At 53.4% G+C, this 24,694-nt stretch carries 22 protein-coding genes; 18 read left to right on the top strand and 4 right to left on the bottom strand.

Annotation, left to right across the window (positions count from 1 at the left end; translation table 11 throughout):
• The first annotated feature begins 35 nt into the window (after positions 1-35).
• The 3 genes from dgt (at position 36) to SK51_RS00200 (ending at position 4,420) form a co-directional block, all read left to right on the top strand.
• Entirely contained in the window at positions 36-1,550 is a 1,515-nt protein-coding gene (gene dgt, locus SK51_RS00210) for a dGTPase (RefSeq protein ID WP_023299363.1), read from the top strand.
• Positions 1,551-1,682: 132 nt separating this feature from the next.
• Positions 1,683-3,116: a serine endoprotease DegP gene (degP, locus tag SK51_RS00205; RefSeq protein ID WP_022647101.1), complete on the top strand. Its 1,434-nt coding sequence runs from the start codon at positions 1,683-1,685 to the stop codon at positions 3,114-3,116.
• Between the two features lie 146 nt (positions 3,117-3,262).
• Entirely contained in the window at positions 3,263-4,420 is a 1,158-nt protein-coding gene (locus SK51_RS00200; protein WP_003856217.1) for a CdaR family transcriptional regulator, read from the top strand.
• An 89-nt stretch (positions 4,421-4,509) separates the two neighbouring features.
• On the opposite strand, the gene SK51_RS00195 is transcribed toward SK51_RS00200, so the two are convergent.
• From SK51_RS00195 to map, 4 genes are all read right to left on the bottom strand, one after another.
• Positions 4,510-4,899, bottom strand: a complete 390-nt coding sequence (locus SK51_RS00195; RefSeq protein ID WP_022647102.1) for a DUF3461 family protein — start codon at positions 4,897-4,899, stop codon at positions 4,510-4,512.
• Between the two features lie 111 nt (positions 4,900-5,010).
• A complete protein-coding gene (gene dapD, locus SK51_RS00190) occupies positions 5,011-5,835 on the bottom strand; it encodes a 2,3,4,5-tetrahydropyridine-2,6-dicarboxylate N-succinyltransferase (RefSeq protein ID WP_023299365.1) in 825 nt (274 codons plus the stop codon).
• A 32-nt stretch (positions 5,836-5,867) separates the two neighbouring features.
• Positions 5,868-8,543, bottom strand: a complete 2,676-nt coding sequence (gene glnD, locus SK51_RS00185; protein WP_032676702.1) for a bifunctional uridylyltransferase/uridylyl-removing protein GlnD — start codon at positions 8,541-8,543, stop codon at positions 5,868-5,870.
• A 62-nt stretch (positions 8,544-8,605) separates the two neighbouring features.
• The gene (map, locus tag SK51_RS00180) at positions 8,606-9,400 is read right to left on the bottom strand and encodes a type I methionyl aminopeptidase (RefSeq protein WP_022647104.1); all 795 of its coding nucleotides are present in this window, start codon (positions 9,398-9,400) and stop codon (positions 8,606-8,608) included.
• Positions 9,401-9,721: 321 nt separating this feature from the next.
• Here map and rpsB point away from each other — a divergent pair, with 321 nt between their 5' ends.
• The 15 genes from rpsB (at position 9,722) to rnhB (ending at position 24,675) form a co-directional block, all read left to right on the top strand.
• Positions 9,722-10,447 carry a 30S ribosomal protein S2 gene (rpsB, locus tag SK51_RS00175; RefSeq protein WP_022647105.1) on the top strand — a complete coding sequence of 242 codons (726 nt, stop codon included), beginning with the start codon at positions 9,722-9,724 and terminating at the stop codon, positions 10,445-10,447.
• 117 nt (positions 10,448-10,564) lie between these two features.
• The gene (gene tsf / locus SK51_RS00170) at positions 10,565-11,416 is read left to right on the top strand and encodes a translation elongation factor Ts (protein WP_015572722.1); all 852 of its coding nucleotides are present in this window, start codon (positions 10,565-10,567) and stop codon (positions 11,414-11,416) included.
• 149 nt (positions 11,417-11,565) lie between these two features.
• The gene (pyrH, locus tag SK51_RS00165; protein ID WP_008501910.1) at positions 11,566-12,291 is read left to right on the top strand and encodes a UMP kinase; all 726 of its coding nucleotides are present in this window, start codon (positions 11,566-11,568) and stop codon (positions 12,289-12,291) included.
• Positions 12,292-12,458: 167 nt separating this feature from the next.
• Positions 12,459-13,016, top strand: coding sequence for a ribosome recycling factor (frr, locus tag SK51_RS00160; protein ID WP_003856180.1), 558 nt, complete (start codon positions 12,459-12,461; stop codon positions 13,014-13,016).
• Between the two features lie 92 nt (positions 13,017-13,108).
• Positions 13,109-14,308 carry a 1-deoxy-D-xylulose-5-phosphate reductoisomerase gene (gene ispC, locus SK51_RS00155; protein ID WP_023305466.1) on the top strand — a complete coding sequence of 400 codons (1,200 nt, stop codon included), beginning with the start codon at positions 13,109-13,111 and terminating at the stop codon, positions 14,306-14,308.
• Between the two features lie 185 nt (positions 14,309-14,493).
• Positions 14,494-15,252, top strand: a complete 759-nt coding sequence (gene ispU, locus SK51_RS00150; RefSeq protein WP_003856176.1) for a (2E,6E)-farnesyl-diphosphate-specific ditrans,polycis-undecaprenyl-diphosphate synthase — start codon at positions 14,494-14,496, stop codon at positions 15,250-15,252.
• 12 nt (positions 15,253-15,264) lie between these two features.
• Positions 15,265-16,122: a phosphatidate cytidylyltransferase gene (gene cdsA / locus SK51_RS00145; protein ID WP_003856175.1), complete on the top strand. Its 858-nt coding sequence runs from the start codon at positions 15,265-15,267 to the stop codon at positions 16,120-16,122.
• Positions 16,123-16,133: 11 nt separating this feature from the next.
• Positions 16,134-17,486 carry a sigma E protease regulator RseP gene (rseP, locus tag SK51_RS00140; protein ID WP_022647108.1) on the top strand — a complete coding sequence of 451 codons (1,353 nt, stop codon included), beginning with the start codon at positions 16,134-16,136 and terminating at the stop codon, positions 17,484-17,486.
• 31 nt (positions 17,487-17,517) lie between these two features.
• Complete coding sequence (gene bamA / locus SK51_RS00135) at positions 17,518-19,935, top strand: outer membrane protein assembly factor BamA (protein ID WP_022647109.1); 2,418 nt, start codon at positions 17,518-17,520, stop codon at positions 19,933-19,935.
• 123 nt (positions 19,936-20,058) lie between these two features.
• Positions 20,059-20,553 carry a molecular chaperone Skp gene (skp, locus tag SK51_RS00130; protein ID WP_006810039.1) on the top strand — a complete coding sequence of 165 codons (495 nt, stop codon included), beginning with the start codon at positions 20,059-20,061 and terminating at the stop codon, positions 20,551-20,553.
• A 3-nt stretch (positions 20,554-20,556) separates the two neighbouring features.
• Positions 20,557-21,582: a UDP-3-O-(3-hydroxymyristoyl)glucosamine N-acyltransferase gene (lpxD, locus tag SK51_RS00125; RefSeq protein WP_022647110.1), complete on the top strand. Its 1,026-nt coding sequence runs from the start codon at positions 20,557-20,559 to the stop codon at positions 21,580-21,582.
• Between the two features lie 104 nt (positions 21,583-21,686).
• Positions 21,687-22,142: a 3-hydroxyacyl-ACP dehydratase FabZ gene (fabZ, locus tag SK51_RS00120; RefSeq protein WP_003856165.1), complete on the top strand. Its 456-nt coding sequence runs from the start codon at positions 21,687-21,689 to the stop codon at positions 22,140-22,142.
• A gap of 3 nt (positions 22,143-22,145) precedes the next feature.
• On the top strand, positions 22,146-22,934 hold the full coding sequence (gene lpxA / locus SK51_RS00115) for an acyl-ACP--UDP-N-acetylglucosamine O-acyltransferase (RefSeq protein ID WP_003856164.1): 789 nt from the start codon (positions 22,146-22,148) through the stop codon (positions 22,932-22,934).
• Positions 22,934-24,082: a lipid-A-disaccharide synthase gene (gene lpxB, locus SK51_RS00110; RefSeq protein ID WP_023305467.1), complete on the top strand. Its 1,149-nt coding sequence runs from the start codon at positions 22,934-22,936 to the stop codon at positions 24,080-24,082. The genes lpxA and lpxB overlap by 1 nt, the downstream gene beginning before the upstream one ends.
• Positions 24,079-24,675 carry a ribonuclease HII gene (gene rnhB / locus SK51_RS00105; protein WP_023305468.1) on the top strand — a complete coding sequence of 199 codons (597 nt, stop codon included), beginning with the start codon at positions 24,079-24,081 and terminating at the stop codon, positions 24,673-24,675. Before lpxB ends, rnhB begins: the two co-directional genes overlap by 4 nt.
• Positions 24,676-24,694 lie beyond the last annotated feature (19 nt).

Raw genomic sequence — 24,694 nt, 5'->3', positions numbered from 1 at the left:
GTTAAGGGGAAACGCATTCTCACGCGGGGGAGCACATGGCACCAATCGATTTTCGCACCAAAATTAACTGGCACCGACGTTTCCGTTCGCCACAGGGCGATAAGAGCGAACATGAGATCCTGCGCATTTTTGAAAGCGATCGCGGACGCATCATCAATTCGCCCGCCATCCGCCGGTTACAGCAAAAAACCCAGGTGTTCCCGCTGGAGCGTAACGCCGCGGTGCGTACGCGGTTAACGCACTCCATGGAAGTGCAGCAGGTGGGGCGCTACATTGCAAAAGAGATCCTCAGCCGTCTCAAAGAGCAACGTCTGCTGGAAACCTACGGGCTGGATGAACTGACCGGGCCGTTCGAAAGCATCGTTGAGATGGCCTGCCTGATGCACGATATCGGCAATCCTCCCTTTGGTCATTTCGGCGAGGCCGCCATCAATGACTGGTTTAAACAGCGGCTTTTTCCCTCTGACGCCATAAGCCAGCCGCTCAGCGATGACCGCTGTGTGGTACGCGATTTACGCCTGCGTGAGGGCGAAGATAGCCTGAACGATCTGCGCCGCAAGGTGCGTCAGGATCTGTGTCATTTCGAAGGTAACGCGCAGGGGATCCGTCTGGTGCACTCCCTGATGCGCATGAATCTGACCTGGGCGCAGGTGGGCTGTATTCTTAAATACACGCGTCCCGCGTGGTGGATGGGGGAAACGCCTGCCACCCATAGCTACCTGATGAAAAAACCGGGCTATTACCTGTCGGAAGAAGCGTACATTGAACGGTTGCGTAAAGAACTTTCGCTAACGCCGAATGGCCGTTTTCCATTGACGTGGATTATGGAAGCGGCTGATGACATTTCTTATTGCGTGGCCGATCTGGAAGACGCAGTGGAAAAAAGAATATTCAGCGTCGAGGAGCTGTATCAGCATCTTCACGATGCCTGGGGAGAGCATGAAAAAGGTTCTCTGTTTGCACAGGTCGTCGAGAATGCCTGGGATAAATCGCGTTCAAATTCGCTGAGCCGCAGTACCGAAGATCAGTTCTTTATGTATTTGCGGGTCAATACGCTGAATAAACTGGTGCCGTATGCGGCCGCCCGTTTCATTGATAATTTGCCGATGATATTTAGCGGGGAATTTAATCACGCCCTGCTGGAAGATGAGAGCAGTTTTAGTCAGCTGCTTGAATTATATAAAAACGTGGCTGTTCGCCATGTTTTCAGCCACCCGGATGTCGAACAGCTGGAGCTGCAAGGATACCGGGTTATCAGCGGGTTGCTGGAAATTTATGGCCCGCTGCTCCAGCTGACGGTCGATGAGTTTTGCGAGCTGGTCGAAAATGAACGTGTTCGCCGCCTGCCGATTGAATCTCGTCTCTATCAGAAGCTTTCAACCCGTCACCGGCTGGCATACATTGAGGCCGTCAGTAAAATAGATCGTCATTCTTCCCAATGGCCAGTCATGGAATATTATTATCGCTGTCGTCTTATCCAGGACTATATCAGCGGGATGACAGATTTGTATGCCTGGGATGAATACCGCAAGCTTATGGCCGTTGAATAAGCCATGAGTTTTGTAAAGACGACCAATAAATTTTTACTTTTTCCATAAACTTAATCCCGGAACTAAGCGGTATAAAACGAATCTGAGTTACACAGCAATTTTGCGTTATCTGGTAAATCGAGATTGAGAAACATGAAAAAAACCACATTAGCAATGAGTGCACTGGCTCTGAGTTTAGGTTTAGCGTTGTCCCCTCTGGCGACGGCGGCCGAGACAGCTTCCTCGGCAGCGACTGCGCAGCAGATGCCAAGCCTGGCCCCGATGCTCGAAAAAGTGATGCCATCGGTGGTGAGTATTAACGTTGAGGGCAGCACAACCGTCAATACGCCGCGTATGCCGCGTAATTTCCAGCAGTTCTTCGGCGACAATTCGCCATTCTGCCAGGACGGTTCGCCATTCCAGAGCTCCCCGTTCTGTCAGGGCGGCGGCGCAGGGGATGACGGTCAGGGCGGCGGCCAGCAGCAGAAATTCATGGCACTCGGCTCGGGCGTTATTATTGATGCAGCGAAAGGCTACGTGGTGACCAATAACCACGTGGTAGATAATGCTAACACCATTAAGGTTCAGATGAGCGATGGCCGTAAATTCGATGCCAAAGTGGTCGGTAAAGACCCGCGCTCCGATATCGCACTGATTCAAATTCAGGATCCGAAGAACCTGACGGCGATTAAGCTTGCCGACTCTGACGCGCTGCGCGTGGGTGACTACACTGTCGCCATCGGTAACCCGTTTGGTCTGGGCGAAACCGTGACCTCGGGTATCGTCTCCGCGCTGGGACGTAGCGGCCTGAATGCGGAAAACTATGAAAACTTCATCCAGACGGATGCGGCCATTAACCGCGGTAACTCCGGCGGTGCGCTGGTTAACCTGAACGGTGAACTGATCGGTATCAACACCGCTATCCTGGCACCGGACGGTGGCAACATCGGTATCGGCTTTGCTATCCCGAGCAACATGGTGAAAAACCTGACTGCGCAGATGGTGCAATATGGACAGGTGAAACGCGGTGAGCTGGGTATCATGGGGACCGAGCTGAACTCTGAGCTGGCGAAAGCGATGAAAGTGGACGCTCAGCGCGGCGCATTCGTGAGCCAGGTCATGCCGAACTCTTCAGCGGCGAAAGCCGGCATTAAAGCGGGTGACGTGATCACCTCTCTGAACGGTAAACCGATCAGCAGCTTTGCCGCCCTGCGTGCGGAAGTGGGTTCTATGCCAATCGGCAGTAAAGTGACCCTCGGCCTGCTGCGTGAAGGTAAGCCAGTTAACGTGAGCCTGGAACTGCAACAGAGCAGTCAGAATCAGGTGGATTCCAGCACCATCTTCAGCGGTATTGAAGGTGCTGAGATGAGCAACAAAGGGGCAGATAAAGGCGTGGTGGTGAACAACGTGAAAGCGAACTCACCTGCTGCCCGTATCGGCCTGAAAAAAGGTGATGTGATCATGGGCGCTAACCAGCAGCCGGTGAAAAACATCGCTGAACTGCGCAAAATTCTCGACAGCAAGCCGTCCGTGCTGGCACTGAATATTCAGCGTGGTGATACCTCTATTTATCTCCTGATGCAGTAATCTTCTTAAGCCCCTGTTCGCAGGGGCTTTCTCTTTTCTGTGACCTTTCCCACAACTCCATACATCTCGCTCTGCCTTTGGGCATTTGCACAATGCGGCCTTAGCTGAACTTCCCTATGCTTGAGCTCTGCTCACGGGAGGGTTATATGGCTGGCTGGCATCTTGATACCAAAATGGCGCAGGATATCGTGGCGCGCACCATGCGAATCATCGATACCAATATCAACGTAATGGACGCCCGAGGGCGCATTATCGGCAGCGGCGATCGTGAGCGTATTGGTGAATTGCACGAAGGGGCGTTGCTGGTGCTCTCTCAGGGGCGCGTGGTCGACATTGATGACGCCGTGGCGAAACATCTGCACGGGGTCCGTCAGGGGATCAACCTGCCGCTGCGTCTGGAAGGAGAGATTGTTGGCGTTATCGGTCTGACCGGCGATCCTGAATCGCTGCGTAAATACGGCGAGCTGGTCTGCATGACGGCGGAGATGATGCTGGAGCAGTCGCGTCTGATGCACCTGCTCGCCCAGGACAGCCGCCTGCGTGAAGAGCTGGTGATGAATTTGATCCAGGCGGAGGAGCACACGCCTGCCCTGAGCGAGTGGGCGCAGCGTCTGGGTATCGACCTGAATCAGCCGCGCGTGGTCGCCGTTATTGAGGTGGATAGCGGCCAGCTTGGCGTGGATAGCGCCATGGTGGAGCTACAGCAGCTGCAAAATATGCTGGCGACGCCGGAGCGTAACAACCTGGTGGCAATCGTCTCTTTGACGGAAATGGTGGTGCTCAAGCCTGCGCTTAATCAGTTTGGTCGCTGGGACGCGGAAGATCATCGTCGCCGCGTTGAGCTGCTCATCGAGCGCATGAAGGAGAACGGACAGCTCCGTTTTCGCGTCGCGCTGGGAAATTACTTTACCGGGCCGGGAAGTATCGCCCGTTCATGGCGAACGGCGCGCACTACCATGATGGTGGGTAAACAGCGCATGCCGGAGAGCCGCAGTTATTTCTATCAGGATCTGATGCTGCCGGTCCTGCTCGACAGCCTGCGCGGTGGCTGGCAGGCCAACGAGCTGGCGCGCCCGCTGGTGCGTCTGAAAGCGATGGACAACAACGGGCTGCTGCGCCGTACGTTGCAGGCGTGGTTCCGGCATAACGTGCAGCCGCTGGCAACGTCAAAAGCGCTGTTTATTCACCGTAATACGCTGGAGTATAGGCTAAACCGGATCTCGGAACTGACGGGGCTGGATTTAGGGAATTTTGACGACCGGCTACTGCTGTATGTGGCGTTGCAGCTGGATGAACAAAGATGATGCTTTTTGCCGGCTGGCGGCTTCGCCTTACCCGGCCTACATGCGTTCGTAGGCCCGGTAAGCGAAGCGCCACCGGGCAATAAAACGGCTCATTTGTTACGCGTCAATTTCTCAAGATCAGCTTCAATTTCGCTGATCTTATGGGTAACAACACTTTCCAGGTGACGCAGGTCGTCAAGGATCTTACGTTTCAGATCGACTTCGCTGCGATCGCGCTGGCAGATTTGATCGAGTTCGTCGATAACGTAGCGCAGGTTAGGGCTGATTTCCTGTACTTCTTTATATCCCTGACCGATACCGTCAGCGACAACGGTCTTACGCTGGCGTGGGTATTTAAATTTCACGCTTTTGGCGAAGAACTCTCCTTTGTCCTTGTGAAAATAGATTTTCAAAATATCGTTATTGGCTTCCTGGCGGAGACTATAACGATCAATTTCATCAGGATTGGTAATGCCCAGACTTTTCAGATTATCGTACATAGCGGTACCCTTGATCTCAACATAACCTATGAATAATTAACGAAAAAATCTATTTTCGCCACCTTCGGATATAAAAAAAGCGGGGTTGCCCCCGCTTTTTGTTATACCCGATTAATCGATGGTGCGCAGCAGTTCATTGATGCCCACTTTACCGCGCGTTTTCGCATCCACTTTTTTCACGATGACCGCGCAGTACAGGCTGTATTTGCCATCTTTAGACGGCAGGTTGCCGGAAACCACAACGGAACCGGCTGGAACGCGGCCGTAGTGAATTTCACCGGTTTCGCGATCGTAAATACGGGTGCTCTGGCCAATGTACACGCCCATTGAGATCACAGAACCTTCTTCGACGATCACGCCTTCAACCACTTCGGAACGTGCGCCGATGAAGCAGTTGTCTTCGATGATGGTTGGGTTAGCCTGAAGTGGCTCCAGAACGCCACCAATGCCGACGCCGCCGGACAGGTGAACATTTTTACCGATCTGCGCGCAGGAGCCGACGGTAGCCCAGGTGTCCACCATGGTGCCTTCGTCAACGTAGGCGCCGATGTTCACGTAGGATGGCATCAGCACGGTGTTGCGTGCGATGTATGCACCCTGACGAACGGCTGCGGGTGGTACTACGCGGAAGCCCTCTTTCTGGAAGCGCGCTTCGTCGTAATCCGCAAATTTCATTGGCACTTTATCGAAGTAGCGGCTTTCTGCTCCGTCGATAACCTGGTTATCGTTGATACGGAAAGAGAGCAGCACAGCTTTCTTCAGCCATTGATGAGTAACCCACTGACCGTCGATTTTTTCTGCCACGCGCAGCGCGCCGGAATCCAGCAGGGAAATAACCTGGTTTACCGCTTCACGGGTCACGGTATCCACATTTGCCGGAGTGATGTCGGCGCGACGCTCAAAAGCGGACTCAATAACGTTCTGTAACTGCTGCATTGTTTACTCTTTCCATTTCACTAAAAAACACGTCACCCTTTATCGTTTGGATTGAGGGCTGCTGTCAACCGTTGTTGCACTTCAAGTTGCAGGTCATTATTAAGGGCACGCCGGTCGGCCGTCGCGATTATAAATAAATCTTCTACTCGTTCGCCAATGGTTGTAATTCGGGCGCCGTGAAGCGAAATTCCCAGATCGGCAAAAACCTGGCCGACGCGGGCGAGCAGCCCTGGCTGGTCGAGCGCAATCAGCTCAAGGAACGATTTACGGTCGGTATGGGTCGGCAGGAAATTGACCTCGGTATCGACGGTAAAGTGGCGCAGTTTTGCTGGCTGACGTCGCGGCTGCGGAGGTTGCCAGCTGCGCTGCGTAATCGCCTGCTCGAGGCCAAAGCGTATCCCCTCATGCCTGTCCGACGACAGCGGGCTGCCATCCGGCTCCAGTACAATAAAGGTGTCCATCGCCATGCCGTCGCGGGTGGTAAAAATCTGCGCGTCGTGAACGCTCAGGTTACGCCTGTCCAGTTCGGCGCAGACCGCCGCAAACAAATAAGGCCGGTCCGGGCTCCAGATAAAGATCTCCGTCCCGCCACGCGTGGCCTGCGGGCTGAGCAGAATCATTGGTTTCGTCAGGTCGTGCTTCAGCAGATGCCGGGCGTGCCAGGCAAGCTGGTTTGGGCTGTGGCGCACAAAGTAGTTGGCGCGACAGCGCGCCCAAATCTGATGTAGTGCCTCTTCGTTAATGTTATCCATGCGCAACAGGGCAAGCGCCTGCAACTGGTGGTGGCGCACGCGCTCGCGCATATCCGGGGTGTTCTGCATCCCGCGACGCAGCTGTTTTTCGGTGGCGAAGTACAGTTCGCGCAGCAGGCTCTGCTTCCAGCTGTTCCACAGGGTTTCGTTGGTAGCGCAGATATCGGCTACCGTCAGGCAGACCAAGTAGCGCAGGCGGTTCTCCGTTTGCACTTCCTCGGCGAACTGTTTGATCACTTCCGGATCCTGAATATCACGACGCTGAGCGGTAACCGACATCAGCAGATGATGGCGAACCAGCCAGGCAATAAGCTGCGTCTCACGTGAGTTCAGGCCGTGCAGCTCGGCAAATTTCAGCACGTCCTGGGCACCGAGTACGGAGTGGTCGCCGCCGCGACCTTTGGCGATATCATGGAACAGGGCGGCGATCAGGATCAGTTCGGGGTGAGAGAGGCGCGGCCACAAATCAACGCACAGCGGATGGCGGGATCGCGTCTCTTCTCTGGCAAAACTTTCCAGCTTCAGCATGACGCGGATCGTGTGCTCATCCACCGTATAGGCGTGAAACAGGTCGAACTGCATCTGCCCGACAATATGCGACCACTGTGGCATATAGGCCCACAATACACTGTGTCGGTGCATCGGCAGCAGACCGCGGCTGACGGCGCCCGGATGACGAAGCATGCTCAGGAATAGCGAGCGCGCCTCCGGGATGTAACACAGCGGCTGCTTCAGATGACGCCGCGCGTGGCGTAAATGGCGAAGGGTGGTGGAGTAGATCCCGGTGATCGTGCTGTTGCGCACCATGGTATAGAACATTCGCAGGATCGCTTCCGGTTCGCGGATGAACAGCGTTTCGTCGCGAAGATCGATCAGCGTGCCGCGCAGCTGAAATTCGTCATCAATCGGACGCGGTTTTTCGTCTGCCGTCAGCGCGAGGATCGCCTCATCGAACAGCTGTAACAGCATCTGGTTCAGCTCAGAGACGCGGCGAGTGACGCGGAAGAAATCCTTCATCATTTGCTCGACCGGCTCGTTGCCCTCGCCCTGGTAATTCAGGCGCTGCGCCACGCTAAGCTGCCGGTCAAACAGCAGGCGGTTATCGTAGCGGGTGACCTCCAGGTGCAGCGCAAAACGGATGCGCCAGAGCAGATGCAGGCACTCGTTGAGTTCGTTACGTTCGGCTTCGGTCAGAAAACCAAAACCGACCATTTCGTCCAGCGAGGTGGCCCCAAAATGGCGACGGGCGACCCATTGCAGCGTGTGGATATCGCGCAGGCCACCGGGGCTGCTTTTAATATCCGGTTCGAGATTATAGCTGGTGCCGTGATAGCGCTGGTGGCGCTGGTTTTGTTCTTCGACTTTCGCGGCGAAGAATTTTTCTGAAGGCCAGAAGCCGTCGCTAAAGATGTGCTTTTGCAGTTCGAGGAACAGCGCCACGTCGCCAATCAGCAGGCGGGTTTCAATTAAATTGGTGGCGACGGTCAGGTCAGATAACCCTTCCAGCAGACACTCTTCCAGCGTGCGCACGCTGTGACCCACTTCCAGCTTCACGTCCCAGAGCAGGGTCAACAGCTCACCGATTTTCTGCGCCCGATCGTCCGGCAGTTTTTTACGGCTTAAGATTAGCAGGTCGATATCAGAGAGCGGATGCAGTTCACCCCGGCCATATCCGCCGACAGCAACCAGCGCGACGTCGCTCACCTGCCCGAAACCGTAGTCGATCCACAGACGTTGCAGGAGCTGGTCGATAAATTCGGTGCGCGCTTCAATGAGCTGTTCGGCTGAGACGCCTGCATCAAATGCGCTACCCAGCCAGCGATGGAAAACCGCCATATGGGATTTGATATGTGCGCAGGTCAGCTCATGCGGTGGCCAGACGCCCGGGTTATCAGGCTGGTCGGGGAGGGTGGGAAGTGCTGTGTTAGCATACTGTTCGGGTAAGAGATTACTCATCGTGCGCCACCCATAAGAAAAAGCTATCGCCATTAAAAAAGCCGGCATTCGCCGGCTTCTTATCACTCAATGTTCGTCAGTATCGCCGGGATGGTGTCATCCTTGCGCAACGTCATAATTTCGCAGCCGTTGTCTGTAACCACAATAGTATGCTCGTACTGGGCAGACAAGCTTCTGTCTTTGGTTTTTACCGTCCAGCCATCTTTCATGGTACGGATGCGGTAATCGCCCGCGTTGACCATTGGCTCAATAGTGAAGGTCATGCCCTTTTGCAGCACTACGCCACCGTCGTCTGCATCATAGTGCAGAACTTGCGGTTCTTCATGGAACACACGACCAATACCGTGACCGCAATATTCACGCACCACGGAGAAACCTTCCGCTTCCACAAACTTCTGGATTGCGGCGCCGATGGTGCGCAGGCGGATGCCTGGCTTCACCATTTTCAGCGCCAGGTAGAGGCTGTCCTGGGTGACTTTACACAGGCGCTCGCCCAGAATCGTTGGCTTGCCAACGATGAACATCTTAGAGGTGTCACCGTGGTAGTCGTCTTTAATGACGGTCACGTCGATGTTGACGATATCGCCATCTTTCAGCAGCTTCTCGTCATCCGGAATGCCGTGGCAAACCACTTCATTAATAGAGATGCAGACGGATTTTGGAAAACCGTGATAGCCAAGGCAGGCGGAGACCGCGTGCTGCTCGTTGACGATATAGTCGTTACAGATGCGATCCAGTTCGCCAGTGCTGACGCCCGGTTTCACAAACGGTTCGATCATTTCCAGCACGTCAGCGGCCAGACGACCGGCGACGCGCATCTTTTCAATTTCTTCAGGTGTCTTAATAGAGATAGCCATGTAATCTGTCCATCGGTGTCGATTTTTTCGACAATACTAGTGTAAGTGTTGTCAATGGTATCAGTCAGGCGCACCCCGTGCCAAATTGAGAATCATTAACAGCACACTCCGCCAACAATTATTGGTTTCTGGCCGTGTTTTGTGATATAAAGCGCGCCGGACTTCCGATCCATCTCAGATACACAGGCTGGACGGGAGCGACAAATCTCACTTTGTGTAACAACACACACGTATCGGCACATATTCCGGGGTGCCCTTCGGGGTCGGTAATATGGGATACGTGGAGGCATAACCCCAACTTTCAATATAGAGGTTTTAAACATGGCAACTGTTTCCATGCGCGACATGCTCAAGGCTGGTGTTCACTTCGGTCACCAGACCCGTTACTGGAACCCGAAAATGAAGCCTTTCATCTTCGGCGCACGTAACAAAGTTCACATCATCAACCTTGAGAAGACTGTACCAATGTTCAACGAAGCCCTGGCTGAGCTGAGCAAGATCTCTTCCCGTAAAGGTAAGATTCTGTTCGTTGGTACTAAGCGCGCTGCAAGCGAAGCTGTGAAAGATGCTGCTAACAGCTGCGACCAGTTCTTCGTGAACCATCGCTGGTTGGGCGGCATGCTGACCAACTGGAAAACTGTTCGTCAGTCCATCAAGCGCCTGAAAGATCTGGAAACCCAGTCTCAGGACGGTACTTTCGATAAGCTGACTAAAAAAGAAGCGCTGATGCGCACTCGTGAACTGGACAAGCTGGAAAACAGCCTGGGCGGTATCAAAGATATGGGCGGCCTGCCAGACGCGCTGTTCGTAATCGATGCAGACCACGAGCACATCGCAATCAAAGAAGCTAACAACCTGGGTATCCCGGTATTCGCTATCGTTGATACCAACTCCGATCCGGACGGTGTTGACTTCGTTATCCCGGGTAACGACGACGCAATCCGTGCTGTTAGCCTGTACCTGAGCGCTGTAGCTGCTACCGTTCGTGAAGGCCGTTCCCAGGATCTGGCTTCTCAGGCGGAAGAAAGCTTCGTAGAAGCTGAATAATAAGGTTTTACCCCTTATTAGTACCGTGTATGAATAGGGGCCCATTATCGGCCCCTTTTTTCAATTTATACTGTTTGGCTCCCGGCCGGGCAGTTCACATCTCCCGAGGATTTAAGAATGGCTGAAATTACCGCATCCCTGGTAAAAGAGCTGCGTGAGCGTACTGGCGCAGGCATGATGGATTGCAAAAAAGCGCTGACCGAAGCGAACGGCGACATCGAGCTGGCAATCGAAAACATGCGTAAATCCGGTGCGATCAAAGCAGCTAAGAAAGCAGGCAACGTTGCTGCTGACGGCGTGATCATCACCAAAATCGACGGCAACTACGGCATCATTCTGGAAGTTAACTGCCAGACTGACTTCGTTGCTAAAGATGCTGGTTTCCAGGCATTTGCTAACAAAGTTCTGGACGCAGCGGTTGCAGGCAAAATCACTGACGTTGAAGTGCTGAAAGCACAGTTCGAAGAAGAGCGTGTTGCGCTGGTTGCTAAAATCGGTGAGAACATCAACATCCGTCGCGTTTCTTCCCTGGAAGGCGATGTTCTGGGCTCTTACCAGCACGGCGCGCGTATCGGTGTTCTGGTTGCGGCTAAAGGCGCTGACGAAGAGCTGGTTAAACAGCTGGCAATGCACATCGCTGCAAGCAAACCAGAATTCGTTAAGCCAGAAGACGTGTCTGCTGAAGTGGTAGAGAAAGAGTACCAGGTTCAGCTGGACATCGCGATGCAGTCTGGTAAGCCAAAAGAAATCGCAGAGAAAATGGTTGAAGGCCGCATGAAGAAATTCACCGGCGAAGTTTCTCTGACTGGCCAGCCTTTCGTAATGGATCCAAGCAAGTCTGTTGCTCAGCTGCTGAAAGAGCACAACGCTGACGTGACTGGCTTCATCCGCTTCGAAGTGGGCGAAGGCATCGAGAAAGTTGAGACTGACTTCGCAGCAGAAGTTGCTGCCATGTCCAAGCAGTCTTAATGATTGAAAAGGAGCCGCCTGAGGGCGGCTTCTTTTTGTCACCCGTCTCACGAAATCAGACAGGCTCCAGTATCGCTGTGCTGATTTGCGACATATCATGTCGCCAGAATTAACCCCATCTTAATCGTTGACAGTCTCAGGAAAGAAACATGGCTACCAATGCAAAACCCGTGTACAAACGCATTCTGCTTAAGCTGAGTGGCGAAGCGCTGCAAGGATCGGAAGGCTTCGGTATTGACGCAAGCATCCTTGATCGCATGGCACAGGAAATCAAAGAACTGGTCGAACTGGGTATTCAGGTTGGCGTGGTCATTGGCGGTGGCAACCTTTTCCGTGGTGCTGGTCTGGCGAAAGCGGGGATGAACCGCGTAGTGGGCGACCACATGGGGATGCTGGCAACCGTGATGAATGGCCTGGCGATGCGTGATGCGCTTCATCGCGCCTATGTGAACGCTCGCCTGATGTCCGCTATTCCTTTGAATGGCGTATGCGATAACTACAGCTGGGCAGAGGCTATCAGCCTGCTGCGCAACAACCGCGTGGTGATCCTCTCCGCCGGTACGGGTAACCCGTTCTTTACCACCGATTCCGCAGCCTGCCTGCGCGGTATCGAAATCGAAGCCGATGTGGTGCTGAAAGCGACCAAAGTAGATGGCGTGTTTACTGCCGACCCGGCAAAAGATCCTTCAGCGACCATGTACGATCAGCTGAGCTACAGCGAAGTGCTGGATAAAGAGCTGAAAGTGATGGATCTTGCCGCCTTCACGCTGGCTCGCGACCATAAACTGCCGATCCGTGTTTTCAACATGAACAAGCCTGGCGCGCTGCGTCGCGTCGTGATGGGCGAAAAAGAAGGCACTTTGATCACGGAATAATTTCCGTCGGCGATAAATACAGGTAAGATTCCGCTTTACTTTGTAGTGGTATCTTACCTGGACGCGCCTTTGGCGCTGTCATGAATTAAACGCGACTATACTTAGCACACCTGTAGCGCTGTGCTGGCGGATAGTCTGCCTGAGACAAGTTTTCAAGGATTCGTATCGTGATTAACGACATCAGAAAAGATGCTGAAGTACGCATGGACAAATGCGTAGAAGCGTTCAAAAACCAAATCAGCAAAATCCGTACTGGCCGTGCTTCCCCAAGCCTGCTGGATGGCATCATCGTAGAATACTACGGTACGCCTACGCCACTGCGTCAGCTGGCGAGCGTGACGGTAGAAGATACCCGTACCCTGAAAATCAACGTGTTCGATCGCTCAATGAGCCCGGCCGTTGAAAAAGCGATCATGGCATCTGACCTGGGTCTGAACCCAAGCTCAGCGGGCGCGGATATTCGCGTTCCACTGCCTCCGCTGACGGAAGAGCGTCGTAAAGATCTGATCAAAGTCGTTCGCGGTGAAGCAGAGCAGGGTCGCGTTTCCGTGCGTAACGTGCGTCGCGATGCGAACGATAAAGTGAAAGCCCTGCTGAAAGAAAAAGAGATCAGCGAAGATGACGATCGTCGTTCTCAGGACGACATTCAGAAAATGACCGACGCGGCGATCAAAAAAATTGATGCGGCGCTGGCAGAAAAAGAAGCGGAACTGATGCAGTTCTGATTTTCGCTATACACTGATAAACGCCGTTCAGAAGGACATTGAGTCTTGCTGGCGGCGTTTTGCTTTTATCTGGTCTAACTTTTGGGCATCTCATGAAGCATCTCACTCTCCTCGGCTCGACCGGCTCTATCGGTTGCAGCACTCTCGACGTCGTACGTCATAATCCCGACAGCTACACCGTGACCGCACTTGTGGCCGGAAAAAACGTGCAGCGAATGGTCGAACAGTGCATGGAGTTTACCCCTCGTTTTGCGGTGATGGATGATGAAGAGAGCGCCCGCCAGGTGAAAGCGCTGTTGCAGGAGAAGGGCTGTCGTACCGAAGTGCTCAGCGGGCAACAGGCGGCTTGCGATATGGCCTCGCTTGATGAAGTTGATCAGGTAATGGCGGCAATCGTCGGGGCGGCGGGTCTTCTGCCGACGCTTGCCGCTATTGATGCGGGAAAAGATGTTCTGCTTGCAAATAAAGAGTCGCTGGTCACCTGCGGACGCCTCTTTATGGAGGCGGTAAAACAGCGTGGGGCGCGTCTTTTGCCGGTCGATAGCGAGCACAACGCGATTTTTCAGAGTTTACCCCAACCTTTTCAACAAAACCTGGGGTACGCTGACCTTGAGCAGAATGGCGTTGTGTCGATTCTGCTTACCGGGTCTGGTGGCCCGTTCCGTGAAACGCCACTGTCTGAATTGAGCGCAATGACGCCGGATCAGGCGTGTCGTCATCCGAATTGGTCAATGGGGCGTAAGATCTCCGTCGATTCGGCCACCATGATGAATAAAGGTCTGGAATACATTGAAGCTCGCTGGCTGTTCAATGCGTCGGCGAAACAGATGGAAGTGCTGATCCACCCGCAGTCGGTGATTCACTCGATGGTGCGCTATCAGGACGGCAGCGTGCTGGCCCAGTTGGGCGAGCCGGATATGCGTACGCCTATTGCTCATACGATGGCGTGGCCAAACCGCGTAAAATCGGGCGTTAAGCCTCTCGATTTTTGCAAGCTGAGTTCACTGACGTTTAGCGAGCCTGATTACGACCGTTATCCCTGCCTGAAACTGGCGATGACGGCCTTCGATCAGGGGCAGGCGGCGACAACGGCGCTTAATGCAGCCAATGAAGTGACCGTTGAAGCATTCCTGAATCAGCAGATCCGCTTTACTGATATCGCCGCGTTGAATTTATCCGTGCTGGAGATGATGGATTTGCGTGAGCCGCAGAGTGTGGAAGAGGTGCTGTCCGTGGATGAACAGGCACGTATTGTTGCGCGTAAACAGGTGACACGTCTCGCAAGCTGGTGATAAAGCAAGCACTAGTCGTCGTGCTATTTGTTAGCGTTGGGCTTCAGTGATATAGTCTGCGCCACCTGATCGCAGGTATTTGGCTTTAAGTGGTCAGGTAAGCCGTGGTATGACACGGCTTTTTTATGTATAGGCTTCAGTATTCCTGTGTACCGTTAAATCCTTTCAGGGACTAAAAACGCGTTATGTTGTCTGCGAATCAACCAATAAGCGAAAACTTGCCAGCACATGGCTGTCGCCATGTTGCAATCATCATGGATGGCAATGGCCGCTGGGCGAAAAGACAAGGGAAGATACGAGCCTTTGGGCATAAAGCCGGGGCGAAATCTGTTCGCCGCGCCGTTTCTTTTGCCGCCAATAACGGCATTGATGCGTTAACGCTCTATGCTTTTAGCAGTGAAAACTGGAATCGACCTGCGCAAGAAGTGACTGCGTTGATGGAACTGTTCGTGTGGGCGCTCGATAGTGAAGTAAAAAGCCTGCACCGCCACAACGTCCGCTTGCGTATTATTGGCGAAACCAGTCGTTTTAACTCACGTTTGCAGGAACGGATTCGCAAAGCTGAAGCGCTGACGGAAAATAATACCGGCCTGACGCTCAATATCGCGGCGAATTACGGTGGACGCTGGGATATTATCCAGGGGGTTCGGCATTTGGCTGAGCAGGTTCAGGAAGGGCTGTTAAGACCCGACCAGATTGATGAAGAGGCGCTGAGTCAGCAAATCTGCATGAATGAACTGGCTCCCGTGGATTTGGTTATAAGGACAGGGGGGGAGCATCGCATAAGTAACTTTTTGCTGTGGCAAATTGCCTACGCTGAACTTTACTTTACGGATGTTCTTTGGCCAGATTTTGATGAACAAGACTTTGAAGGTGCGCTGCATGCCTTTGCCAATCGAGAGCGTCGTTTCGGCGGCACCGAGCCTGGTGGCGATAACGCCTGATGGGGGTAGCTTTTGCTGAAGTATCGCCTGATTTCCGCTTTTGTATTAATACCCGTCGTTATCGCAGCGCTGTTTTTACTGCCTCCGGTGGGATTCGCTATTGTTACGTTGGTGGTGTGTATGCTCGCCGCGTGGGAATGGGGGCAGCTTAGCGGCTTTACCTCGCGCACTCAGCGGGTATGGCTGGCGGTACTCTGTGGTTTTTTACTGGCCCTGATGCTGTATACCTTGCCTGAATATCATCACGATGTTCACCAGCCGCTGGTTGCCGGATCCTTATGGATATCGCTGGCCTGGTGGATTGCTGCGCTTGTTTTAGTGCTTTTCTACCCGGGCTCTGCGGCGATCTGGCGTAACTCTAAAGTGTTGCGCCTTATTTTTGGTCTGCTCACGATTGTTCCGTTCTTCTGGGGTATGGTTGCGCTGCGCGCCTGGCACTATGACGAAAACCACTACAGCGGCGCAATATGGCTGCTTTATGTGATGATTCTCGTCTGGGGGGCTGACTCCGGAGCCTATATGTTTGGTAAACTGTTTGGCAAACATAAACTGGCGCCAAAGGTTTCTCCGGGCAAAACCTGGCAAGGCTTCATCGGCGGCCTGTTTACGGCAGCGATTATCTCCTGGGGCTATGGCGTCTGGGCGAATCTTGAGGTTGCCCCCTCCACGCTGCTGGTATGTTCGATTTTCGCGGCGCTGGCATCGGTACTGGGTGATTTAACCGAGAGCATGTTTAAGCGTGAAGCAGGGATTAAGGACAGTGGTCACCTGATTCCAGGACATGGCGGAATACTGGATCGCATTGACAGCCTTACCGCGGCTGTTCCCGTATTTGCTTGCCTGCTTTTACTGGTGTTTGGGACGATATAACGGAAGGTTTTATGCTGAGCATTCTCTGGAATCTGGCGGCGTTCATTGTTGCATTGGGTGTACTGATTACCGTGCATGAATTTGGCCATTTCTGGGTTGCCCGGCGCTGTGGTGTGCGGGTAGAGCGATTCTCGATTGGCTTTGGCAAATCGCTCTGGAAGCGCACCGATAAGCATGGCACCGAGTTTGTCATTGCTCTGATCCCCCTGGGCGGCTATGTCAAAATGCTCGACGAACGCGTTGAGCCTGTCGCCCCGGAACTTCGACATAGCGCGTTCAACAATAAAACTGTTGGCCAACGTGCTGCCATCATCGCTGCCGGACCGGTAGCCAATTTCATCTTCGCTATCTTCGCCTACTGGCTGGTGTTTATTATCGGCGTGCCTGGCGTACGCCCAGTTGTGGGTGAAATCACCACGGGTTCCATTGCGGCAACGGCGCAAATTACACCGGGAATGGAACTTAAAGCGATTGATGGTATCGAAACCCCTGATTGGGATGCCGTGAGGTTACAACTGGTTGCGAAAATCGGTGATGAGCAGACAACCGTCAGCGTATCGCCTTTTGGTTCCGACCAGCGGCAGGAAAAAGTGCTGGATTTACGCCACTGGCGCTTTGAGCCAGACAAAGAGGATCCAGTCGCTACACTGGGGATTCGCCCGCGCAGCGCGCAGATCGAGCCGGTGTTAGCCGAAGTACAGTCTAATTCGGCAGCGAGTAAAGCAGGTTTACAAGCGGGTGACAGGATCGTTAAAGTCGATGGTCAGCCATTAACACAATGGATGACCTTTGTTACTCTGGTGCGCGATAATCCAGGCAAGCCGCTCGCGCTGGAAGTGGAAAGGCAGGGGAGTTCGCTCTCACTGACCCTCACCCCGGATACCAAATCGGGCGGCGGTAAGGCAGAAGGGTTTGCCGGCGTTGTGCCGAAAGTGATCCCACTGCCAGATGAGTACAAGACAATACGCCAGTATGGGCCGTTTAGCGCCATCGTTGAGGCCACGGATAAAACATGGCAGCTGATGAAGCTTACGGTCAACATGTTGGGGAAATTGATAACCGGTGATGTGAAACTGAACAACCTCAGTGGGCCAATTTCGATTGCTCAGGGGGCTGGGATGTCAGCGGAGTTCGGGGTGATTTACTATCTCATGTTCCTTGCGCTGATTAGCGTGAACCTGGGGATAATCAACCTGTTCCCGCTTCCCGTATTAGATGGGGGCCATCTGCTGTTTTTAGCGATTGAAAAGCTAAAAGGCGGACCGGTATCCGAGCGAGTTCAAGACTTTAGTTATCGCATTGGCTCGATTTTGCTGGTGCTGTTAATGGGGCTTGCACTTTTCAATGATTTCTCTCGGTTGTAAGAGAGTTAGTTAGGAAGAACGCATAATAACGATGGCGATGAAAAAGTTGCTCATAGCGTCGCTGCTGTTTAGCAGCGCGACCGTATACGGTGCTGACGGGTTCGTAGTGAAAGATATTCATTTCGAAGGCCTTCAGCGTGTCGCCGTTGGTGCGGCCCTCCTCAGTATGCCTGTGCGCCCCGGCGATACGGTTAATGATGAAGATATCAGTAACACCATCCGTGCTCTGTTTGCCACTGGCAACTTTGAGGATGTCCGCGTCCTGCGCGATGGTGATACGCTGGTGGTTCAGGTAAAAGAACGTCCAACGATTGCCAGCATCACTTTCTCCGGCAACAAGTCGGTGAAAGATGACATGCTCAAGCAGAACCTTGAGGCATCGGGTGTTCGTGTGGGGGAATCTCTGGACCGCACAACCCTTGCAGACATTGAAAAAGGTCTGGAAGATTTCTATTACAGCGTCGGTAAATACAGCGCGAGCGTTAAAGCGGTTGTTACACCGCTGCCACGTAACCGTGTTGACCTGAAACTGGTCTTCCAGGAAGGTGTTTCTGCGAAGATCCAGCAGATCAACATCGTGGGTAACCACGCGTTCAGCACCGACGAATTGATCTCCAACTTCCAACTGCGTGACGAAGTGCCGTGGTGGAACGTGGTAGGCGATCGTAAATACCAGAAACAGAAACTGGCGGGTGACCTTGAAACCCTGCGCAGCTACTATCTGGATCGCGGTTACGCCCGTTTCAACATCGATTCAACTCAGGTGAGTCTGACTCCGGACAAGAAAGGTATCTACATTACCGTTAACATCACAGAAGGCGATAAATACACGCTTTCAGGTGTTGAAGTCAGCGGCAACCTGGCAGGACATTCTGCTGAAATTGAATCTCTGACCAAAATCCAGCCGGGCGATCTGTATAGCGGATCTAAAGTCACCAAAATGGAAGACAGCATTAAGAAGCTGCTCGGCCGCTATGGTTATGCGTATCCGCGTGTGCAAACGCAGCCGGAAATTAACGACGCGGATAAGACTGTTAAGCTTCACGTTAACGTTGATGCGGGCAACCGTTTCTACGTGCGTAAAATCCGCTTCGAAGGTAACGATACCTCTAAAGACTCCGTTCTGCGCCGTGAAATGCGCCAGATGGAAGGGGCATGGCTGGGAAGCGATCTGGTCGACCAGGGTAAAGAGCGTCTGAACCGTCTGGGCTACTTCGAAACGGTCGATACCGATACTCAGCGTGTACCAGGTCGTCCGGATCAGGTGGATGTTGTTTATAAAGTTAAAGAACGTAATACCGGTAGTTTCAACTTCGGTATTGGTTACGGTACTGAAAGTGGCGTGAGCTTCCAGGTCGGCGTTCAGCAGGATAACTGGCTGGGTACGGGTTACTCTGTCGGTATCAACGGGACGAAAAACGACTACCAGACCTACTCTGAGTTCTCCGTTACCAACCCATACTTCACCGTGGACGGTGTAAGCCTGGGTGGTCGTATCTTCTATAACGACTTTAAAGCGGACGACGCGGACCTCTCCTCGTATACCAACAAGAGTTACGGTCTGGATGGTACGCTCGGCTTCCCGGTTAACGAATACAACACCCTGCGTGCAGGTTTAGGGTACGTGCATAACGACCTGTCTAACATGCAACCGCAGGTGGCGATGTGGCGTTACCTGGACTCCATCGGTCAGTCTGCAAGTACGTCCAGCGATGACAACGGTTTCGCCGCGGATGACTTCACCTTCAACTACGGTTGGACCTACAACCGTCTTGACCGTGGCTACTTCCCGACGGAAGGTTCACGCGTTAACCTGAACGGTAAGGTGACGATCCCTGGCTCGGATAACGAGTTCTACAAGGTCACGCTGGATACGGCGTCCTACTTCCCAATTGATGACGACCACAAGTGGGTCGTACTGGGTCGTACCCGCTGGGGCTATGGTGACGGTATCGGAAGCAAAGAGCTGCCGTTCTATGAGAACTTCTACGCCGGTGGTTCAAGCACCGTTCGTGGCTTCCAGTCCAATAACATTGGTCCGAAAGCGGTTTACTACGGCGGTAATGACGAAGATAACTGCGCAAGCCGCGATTCAAAACAAGTCTGTAGCTCTGATGATGCGGTAGGCGGTAACGCCATGGCCGTGGCGAGCCTCGAGTTCATCACGCCGACGCCGTTTATCAGTGATAAGTACGCGAACTCTGTCCGTACCTCCTTCTTTATGGATGCAGGTACGGTGTGGGATACCAACTGGGAGAATACCGCCCAGATGCGTGCAGCGGGCGTTCCGGACTACAGCGATCCGGGCAACATTCGCATGTCCGCAGGTATCGCATTACAATGGATGTCACCGCTGGGGCCGTTGGTCTTCTCCTACGCCCAGCCGTTCAAGAAATACGATGGAGACAAAGCGGAGCAGTTCCAGTTTAACATTGGTAAAACCTGGTAATAATCCGCTGCAATGGAATGCGTTGGCAGTGTAGCGCTGACAACCGGCGATCGGTAAAACGGTCGCCTTGCCACGCAAAGAACGGCACCCCTCGGGTGCCAATGGGATGGTAAGGAGTTAATTGTGAAAAAGTGGTTATTAGCTGCAGGTCTCGGTTTAGCGATGGCAACTTCTGCTCAGGCAGCGGACAAAATTGCAATCGTCAACATGGGTAATTTGTTCCAGCAGGTTGCACAGAAAACGGGCGTTTCTGCAACGCTGGAAAACGAATTCAAAGGCCGTGCGAGCGAACTGCAACGTATGGAAGGTGATCTTCAGTCCAAGATGCAGCGTTTACAGCGTGATGGTTCTACCATGAAAGCGAGCGAGCGCAGCAAACTGGAAAAAGATGTCATGTCTCAGCGCCAGACCTTCTCTCAGAAAGCGCAGGCTTTCGAGCAGGATCGTCAGCGTCGTTCTAACGAAGAGCGTGGCAAGCTGGTGACGCGTATTCAGTCTGCCGTTAAAGCAGTAGCAGCCGATCAGAGCATCGATCTGGTTGTTGATGCGAACGCCGTTGCATTCAACAGCAGCGATGTTAAAGACATCACCGCTGATGTTCTGAAACAGGTTAAATAAGTAATGCCTTCAATTCGACTGGCTGATTTAGCTCAGCAGTTGGATGCAGAATTACACGGTGATGGCGATATCGTCATCACCGCTGTTGCGTCCATGCAATCTGCTAAAGCAGGCACTATTACCTTCATGGTAAGCCCTAAGTACCGTGAACACCTGGCTCAGTGCCAGGCGTCTGCCGTTGTTCTGACGCAGGACGATCTTCCGTTTGCCACTAACGCTGCACTGGTAGTGAAAAATCCCTACCTGACCTATGCACGCATGGCCCAAATTCTTGATACCACGCCGCAGCCGGCGCAGAACATTGCAGCCAGCGCTGCGATTGATCCAACGGCTCAGCTGGGTAACAACGTGGCAGTCGGCGCAAACGCCGTTATCGAATCCGGCGTTGTGCTGGGTGATAACGTGGTGATTGGGCCAGGCTGCTTTGTTGGAAAAAATACGAAAATTGGCGCAGGGACTCGTCTGTGGGCCAATGTTTCTGTCTACCATGAGGTTGAGATTGGCGAGAATTGCCTCGTACAGTCCAGCACGGTGATTGGTTCTGACGGATTCGGTTACGCCAACGATCGGGGTAACTGGGTTAAGATCCCGCAGCTGGGTCGCGTGATTATCGGCGATCGCGTTGAGATCGGCGCTTGCACAACCATTGACCGTGGTGCACTTGACGACACCATTATTGGTAACGGTGTTATCATAGACAACCAGTGCCAGATTGCACATAACGTTGTGATTGGCGACAATACCGCAGTTGCGGGTGGTGTTATCATGGCAGGCAGCCTGAAAATAGGCCGTTACTGCATGATAGGCGGTGCCAGCGTGATCAATGGCCATATGGAAATATGCGACAAAGTCACGGTGACGGGGATGGGTATGGTGATGCGTCCCATCACTGAGCCCGGCGTTTATTCCTCCGGTATCCCGCTGCAACCGAACAAGGTATGGCGTAAAACAGCTGCACTGGTGATGAATATTGATGATATGAGCAAGCGACTCAAAGCGATTGAGCGCAAAATCGATCAACAAGACTAAGCGTTCATCCGTTTAACGCTAAATTTCCCGGCCTGTCGGCTTTGTTTATAAACCGGCAGGCCGTGTTATTATTGCTACTTAGTACATTTGACAGGAAGAGTATTTTGACTACTGACACTCATACTCTGCATATTGAAGAGATTTTAGAACTTCTGCCGCACCGCTACCCGTTTTTACTGGTAGACCGTGTGCTGGATTTTGAAGAAGGTCGTTTTCTGCGCGCAGTGAAAAATGTCTCCGTTAACGAGCCATTCTTCCAGGGGCACTTCCCTGGTAAACCTATCTTCCCGGGTGTGTTGATCCTGGAAGCGATGGCACAGGCTACCGGTATTCTGGCGTTTAAAAGCGTAGGTAAACTGGAGCCGGGTGAACTCTATTACTTCGCGGGTATCGATGAGGCGCGCTTCAAGCGTCCGGTCGTGCCTGGTGATCAAATGATCATGGAAGTCACTTTTGAAAAAACGCGTCGCGGCCTGACTCGCTTCAAAGGCGTAGCTATGGTTGACGGCAAAGTTGTTTGCGAAGCGACAATGATGTGTGCGCGTAGCCGGGAGGCCTGATACGTGATTGATAAATCCGCCTTTATTCATCCTACCGCCATTGTGGAAACGGGTGCCATCATTGGCGCAAACGTCCACATTGGCCCGTTTTGTATTGTTGGACCCCATGTCGAAATTGGTGAGGGTACAGTACTGAAATCTCACGTTGTCGTGAATGGTCATACCACCATTGGCTGTAACAATGAGATCTATCAGTTCGCCTCCATCGGCGAAGTTAACCAGGATCTTAAGTATGCTGGCGAACCGACCCGCGTGGAAATCGGCGATCGTAACCGCATTCGCGAAAGCGTCACCATTCATCGTGGTACAACGCAAGGCGGTGGATTGACGAAGGTGGGCAGCGACAACCTGTTTATGGTTAATGCGCATATTGCGCACGACTGTACCGTGGGTAGCCGCTGTATTCTCGCCAACAACGCAACGCTGGCGGGGCACGTATCGGTCGATGATTTCGCAATTATTGGCGGCATGACCGCAGTCCATCAGTTCTGCATCATCGGTGCACACGTGATGGTCGGCGGGTGCTCCGGTGTGGCGCAGGACGTCCCACCGTTTGTGATTGCGCAGGGCAACCATGCCACGCCGTTTGGCGTGAACATTGAAGGCCTTAAGCGTCGTGGCTTTAGCCGCGAAGCGATTACCGCGATCCGCAACGCGTACAAATTGCTGTACCGTAGCGGTAAAACGCTGGAAGAGGCGAAGCCGGAAATTGCCGAGCTGGCGAATAAGCACCCTGAAGTGAAAACGTTCATGGAATTCTTTGAACGTTCAACCCGTGGTCTGATTCGTTAATGGTCGACAGTCGTCCGCTTACTATCGCCCTGGTCGCCGGAGAAACCTCCGGCGATATTCTTGGTGCAGGTCTTATCCGCGCGCTTAAAGCCCGTGTACCCAATGCCCGCTTTGTGGGCGTGGCTGGGCCGCTGATGCAGGCCGAAGGCTGTGAAGCCTGGTATGAAATGGAAGAGCTGGCTGTGATGGGCATCGTCGAGGTGCTGGGCCGCCTGCGTCGCCTGCTGCATATTCGCGCCGATCTTACCCGCCGCTTTACCGACCTCAAGCCCGATGTCTTTGTCGGCATTGATGCACCTGATTTCAATATTACCCTTGAAGGGAACCTGAAAAAGCAGGGGATCAAAACTATCCATTACGTCAGCCCGTCCGTGTGGGCGTGGCGACAGAAACGCGTTTTCAAAATCGGACGGTCCACCAATCTGGTGCTGGCTTTTCTGCCTTTCGAAAAAGCGTTTTACGACAGGTTTAATGTCCCGTGCCGTTTTATCGGTCATACCATGGCGGATGCCATGCCGCTGGACCCTGATAAAAATGCGGCGCGTGACGAACTGGGCATCCCGCATGATGTGCACTGTCTGGCGCTGCTGCCAGGGAGCCGGGGTGCGGAAGTTGAAATGCTAAGTGCCGATTTCCTGAAAACGGCGCAAATTCTCCGCAAGACGTACCCAGACCTTGAAGTGGTCGTGCCGCTGGTGAATGCCAAACGCCGCGAGCAGTTTGAGCGTATCAAAGCCGAGGTTGCCCCGGATCTTCACGTCCGCCTGCTGGACGGGAAAGGGCGGCAAGCTATGTTTGCGAGCGATGCCGCACTGCTGGCTTCCGGCACGGCTGCGCTGGAGTGTATGCTGGCAAAATGCCCAATGGTGGTCGGTTATCGCATGAAACCGTTTACCTTCTGGCTGGCAAAACGTCTGGTAAAAACAGACTACGTATCCCTGCCAAACCTGCTTGCAGGTCGCGAGCTGGTGAAAGAACTCTTGCAGGATGAATGCCAGCCGCAGGCACTGGCTGATGCATTACTGCCGCTGCTGGCCAACGGTAAAACCAGCCACCAGATGCATGATACTTTCCGTGAACTGCATCAACTGATCCGCTGTAATGCTGATGAGCAGGCGGCCGATGCGGTGCTGGAGTTAGCACAATGATGGAATTTATTTATCCCCATACCCACCTCGTTGCCGGTGTGGATGAAGTCGGTCGTGGTCCGTTAGTGGGTGCCGTTGTGACCGCGGCGGTGATCCTCGATCCAGCCCGCCCGATCCCTGGCCTGAACGACTCGAAAAAACTGAGCGAAAAGCGCCGCCTGGCGCTGTTCGATGAAATTAAAGAGAAGGCGCTGGCCTGGAGTCTCGGGCGCGCAGAGCCGGATGAGATCGACGATCTGAACATTCTGCACGCCACCATGCTGGCGATGCAGCGTGCCGTTGCGGGCCTGAAGATTGTGCCTGAGTATGTGCTGATCGACGGTAACCGTTGCCCGACGCTGCCGATGCCTTCAATGGCTGTTGTTAAAGGCGATAGCCGCGTCGCAGAAATCAGTGCGGCGTCAATCATTGCCAAAGTGACGCGCGATGCCGAAATGGCCGCGCTGGACCTCACTTATCCCGCGTATGGTTTCGCCCAGCACAAGGGATATCCAACGGCTTTCCATCTGGAAAAGCTGGCTGAACATGGCGCAACTGAACATCATCGGCGCAGCTTTGGCCCGGTGAAACGCGCGCTGGGACTGGTGTCCTGAATCAAGACGCAAGCAATTA

The sequence above is a fragment of the Enterobacter sp. MGH85 genome, assembly GCF_001037655.1.
Taxonomy (GTDB): Bacteria; Pseudomonadota; Gammaproteobacteria; order Enterobacterales; family Enterobacteriaceae; genus Enterobacter; species Enterobacter intestinihominis.
Note: the sequence above shows the minus strand (reverse complement) of the source record. Positions and strands in the feature narration are given on the sequence as shown.

What these genes read in the sequence shown, in the direction of transcription:
- lpxD (WP_022647110.1), top strand. Translation starts at nt 20,557, where the DNA reads ATGCCTTCAATTCGACTGGCTGATTTAGCTCAGCAGTTGGATGCAGAA.
- dgt (WP_023299363.1), top strand. Translation starts at nt 36, where the DNA reads ATGGCACCAATCGATTTTCGCACCAAAATTAACTGGCACCGACGTTTC.
- dapD (WP_023299365.1), bottom strand. Translation starts at nt 5,835, where the DNA reads ATGCAGCAGTTACAGAACGTTATTGAGTCCGCTTTTGAGCGTCGCGCC.
- SK51_RS00200 (WP_003856217.1), top strand. Translation starts at nt 3,263, where the DNA reads ATGGCTGGCTGGCATCTTGATACCAAAATGGCGCAGGATATCGTGGCG.
- lpxB (WP_023305467.1), top strand. Translation starts at nt 22,934, where the DNA reads ATGGTCGACAGTCGTCCGCTTACTATCGCCCTGGTCGCCGGAGAAACC.
- degP (WP_022647101.1), top strand. Translation starts at nt 1,683, where the DNA reads ATGAAAAAAACCACATTAGCAATGAGTGCACTGGCTCTGAGTTTAGGT.
- SK51_RS00195 (WP_022647102.1), bottom strand. Translation starts at nt 4,899, where the DNA reads ATGTACGATAATCTGAAAAGTCTGGGCATTACCAATCCTGATGAAATT.
- rseP (WP_022647108.1), top strand. Translation starts at nt 16,134, where the DNA reads ATGCTGAGCATTCTCTGGAATCTGGCGGCGTTCATTGTTGCATTGGGT.
- pyrH (WP_008501910.1), top strand. Translation starts at nt 11,566, where the DNA reads ATGGCTACCAATGCAAAACCCGTGTACAAACGCATTCTGCTTAAGCTG.
- rpsB (WP_022647105.1), top strand. Translation starts at nt 9,722, where the DNA reads ATGGCAACTGTTTCCATGCGCGACATGCTCAAGGCTGGTGTTCACTTC.
- ispC (WP_023305466.1), top strand. Translation starts at nt 13,109, where the DNA reads ATGAAGCATCTCACTCTCCTCGGCTCGACCGGCTCTATCGGTTGCAGC.
- bamA (WP_022647109.1), top strand. Translation starts at nt 17,518, where the DNA reads ATGGCGATGAAAAAGTTGCTCATAGCGTCGCTGCTGTTTAGCAGCGCG.
- rnhB (WP_023305468.1), top strand. Translation starts at nt 24,079, where the DNA reads ATGATGGAATTTATTTATCCCCATACCCACCTCGTTGCCGGTGTGGAT.
- glnD (WP_032676702.1), bottom strand. Translation starts at nt 8,543, where the DNA reads ATGAGTAATCTCTTACCCGAACAGTATGCTAACACAGCACTTCCCACC.
- ispU (WP_003856176.1), top strand. Translation starts at nt 14,494, where the DNA reads ATGTTGTCTGCGAATCAACCAATAAGCGAAAACTTGCCAGCACATGGC.
- map (WP_022647104.1), bottom strand. Translation starts at nt 9,400, where the DNA reads ATGGCTATCTCTATTAAGACACCTGAAGAAATTGAAAAGATGCGCGTC.
- tsf (WP_015572722.1), top strand. Translation starts at nt 10,565, where the DNA reads ATGGCTGAAATTACCGCATCCCTGGTAAAAGAGCTGCGTGAGCGTACT.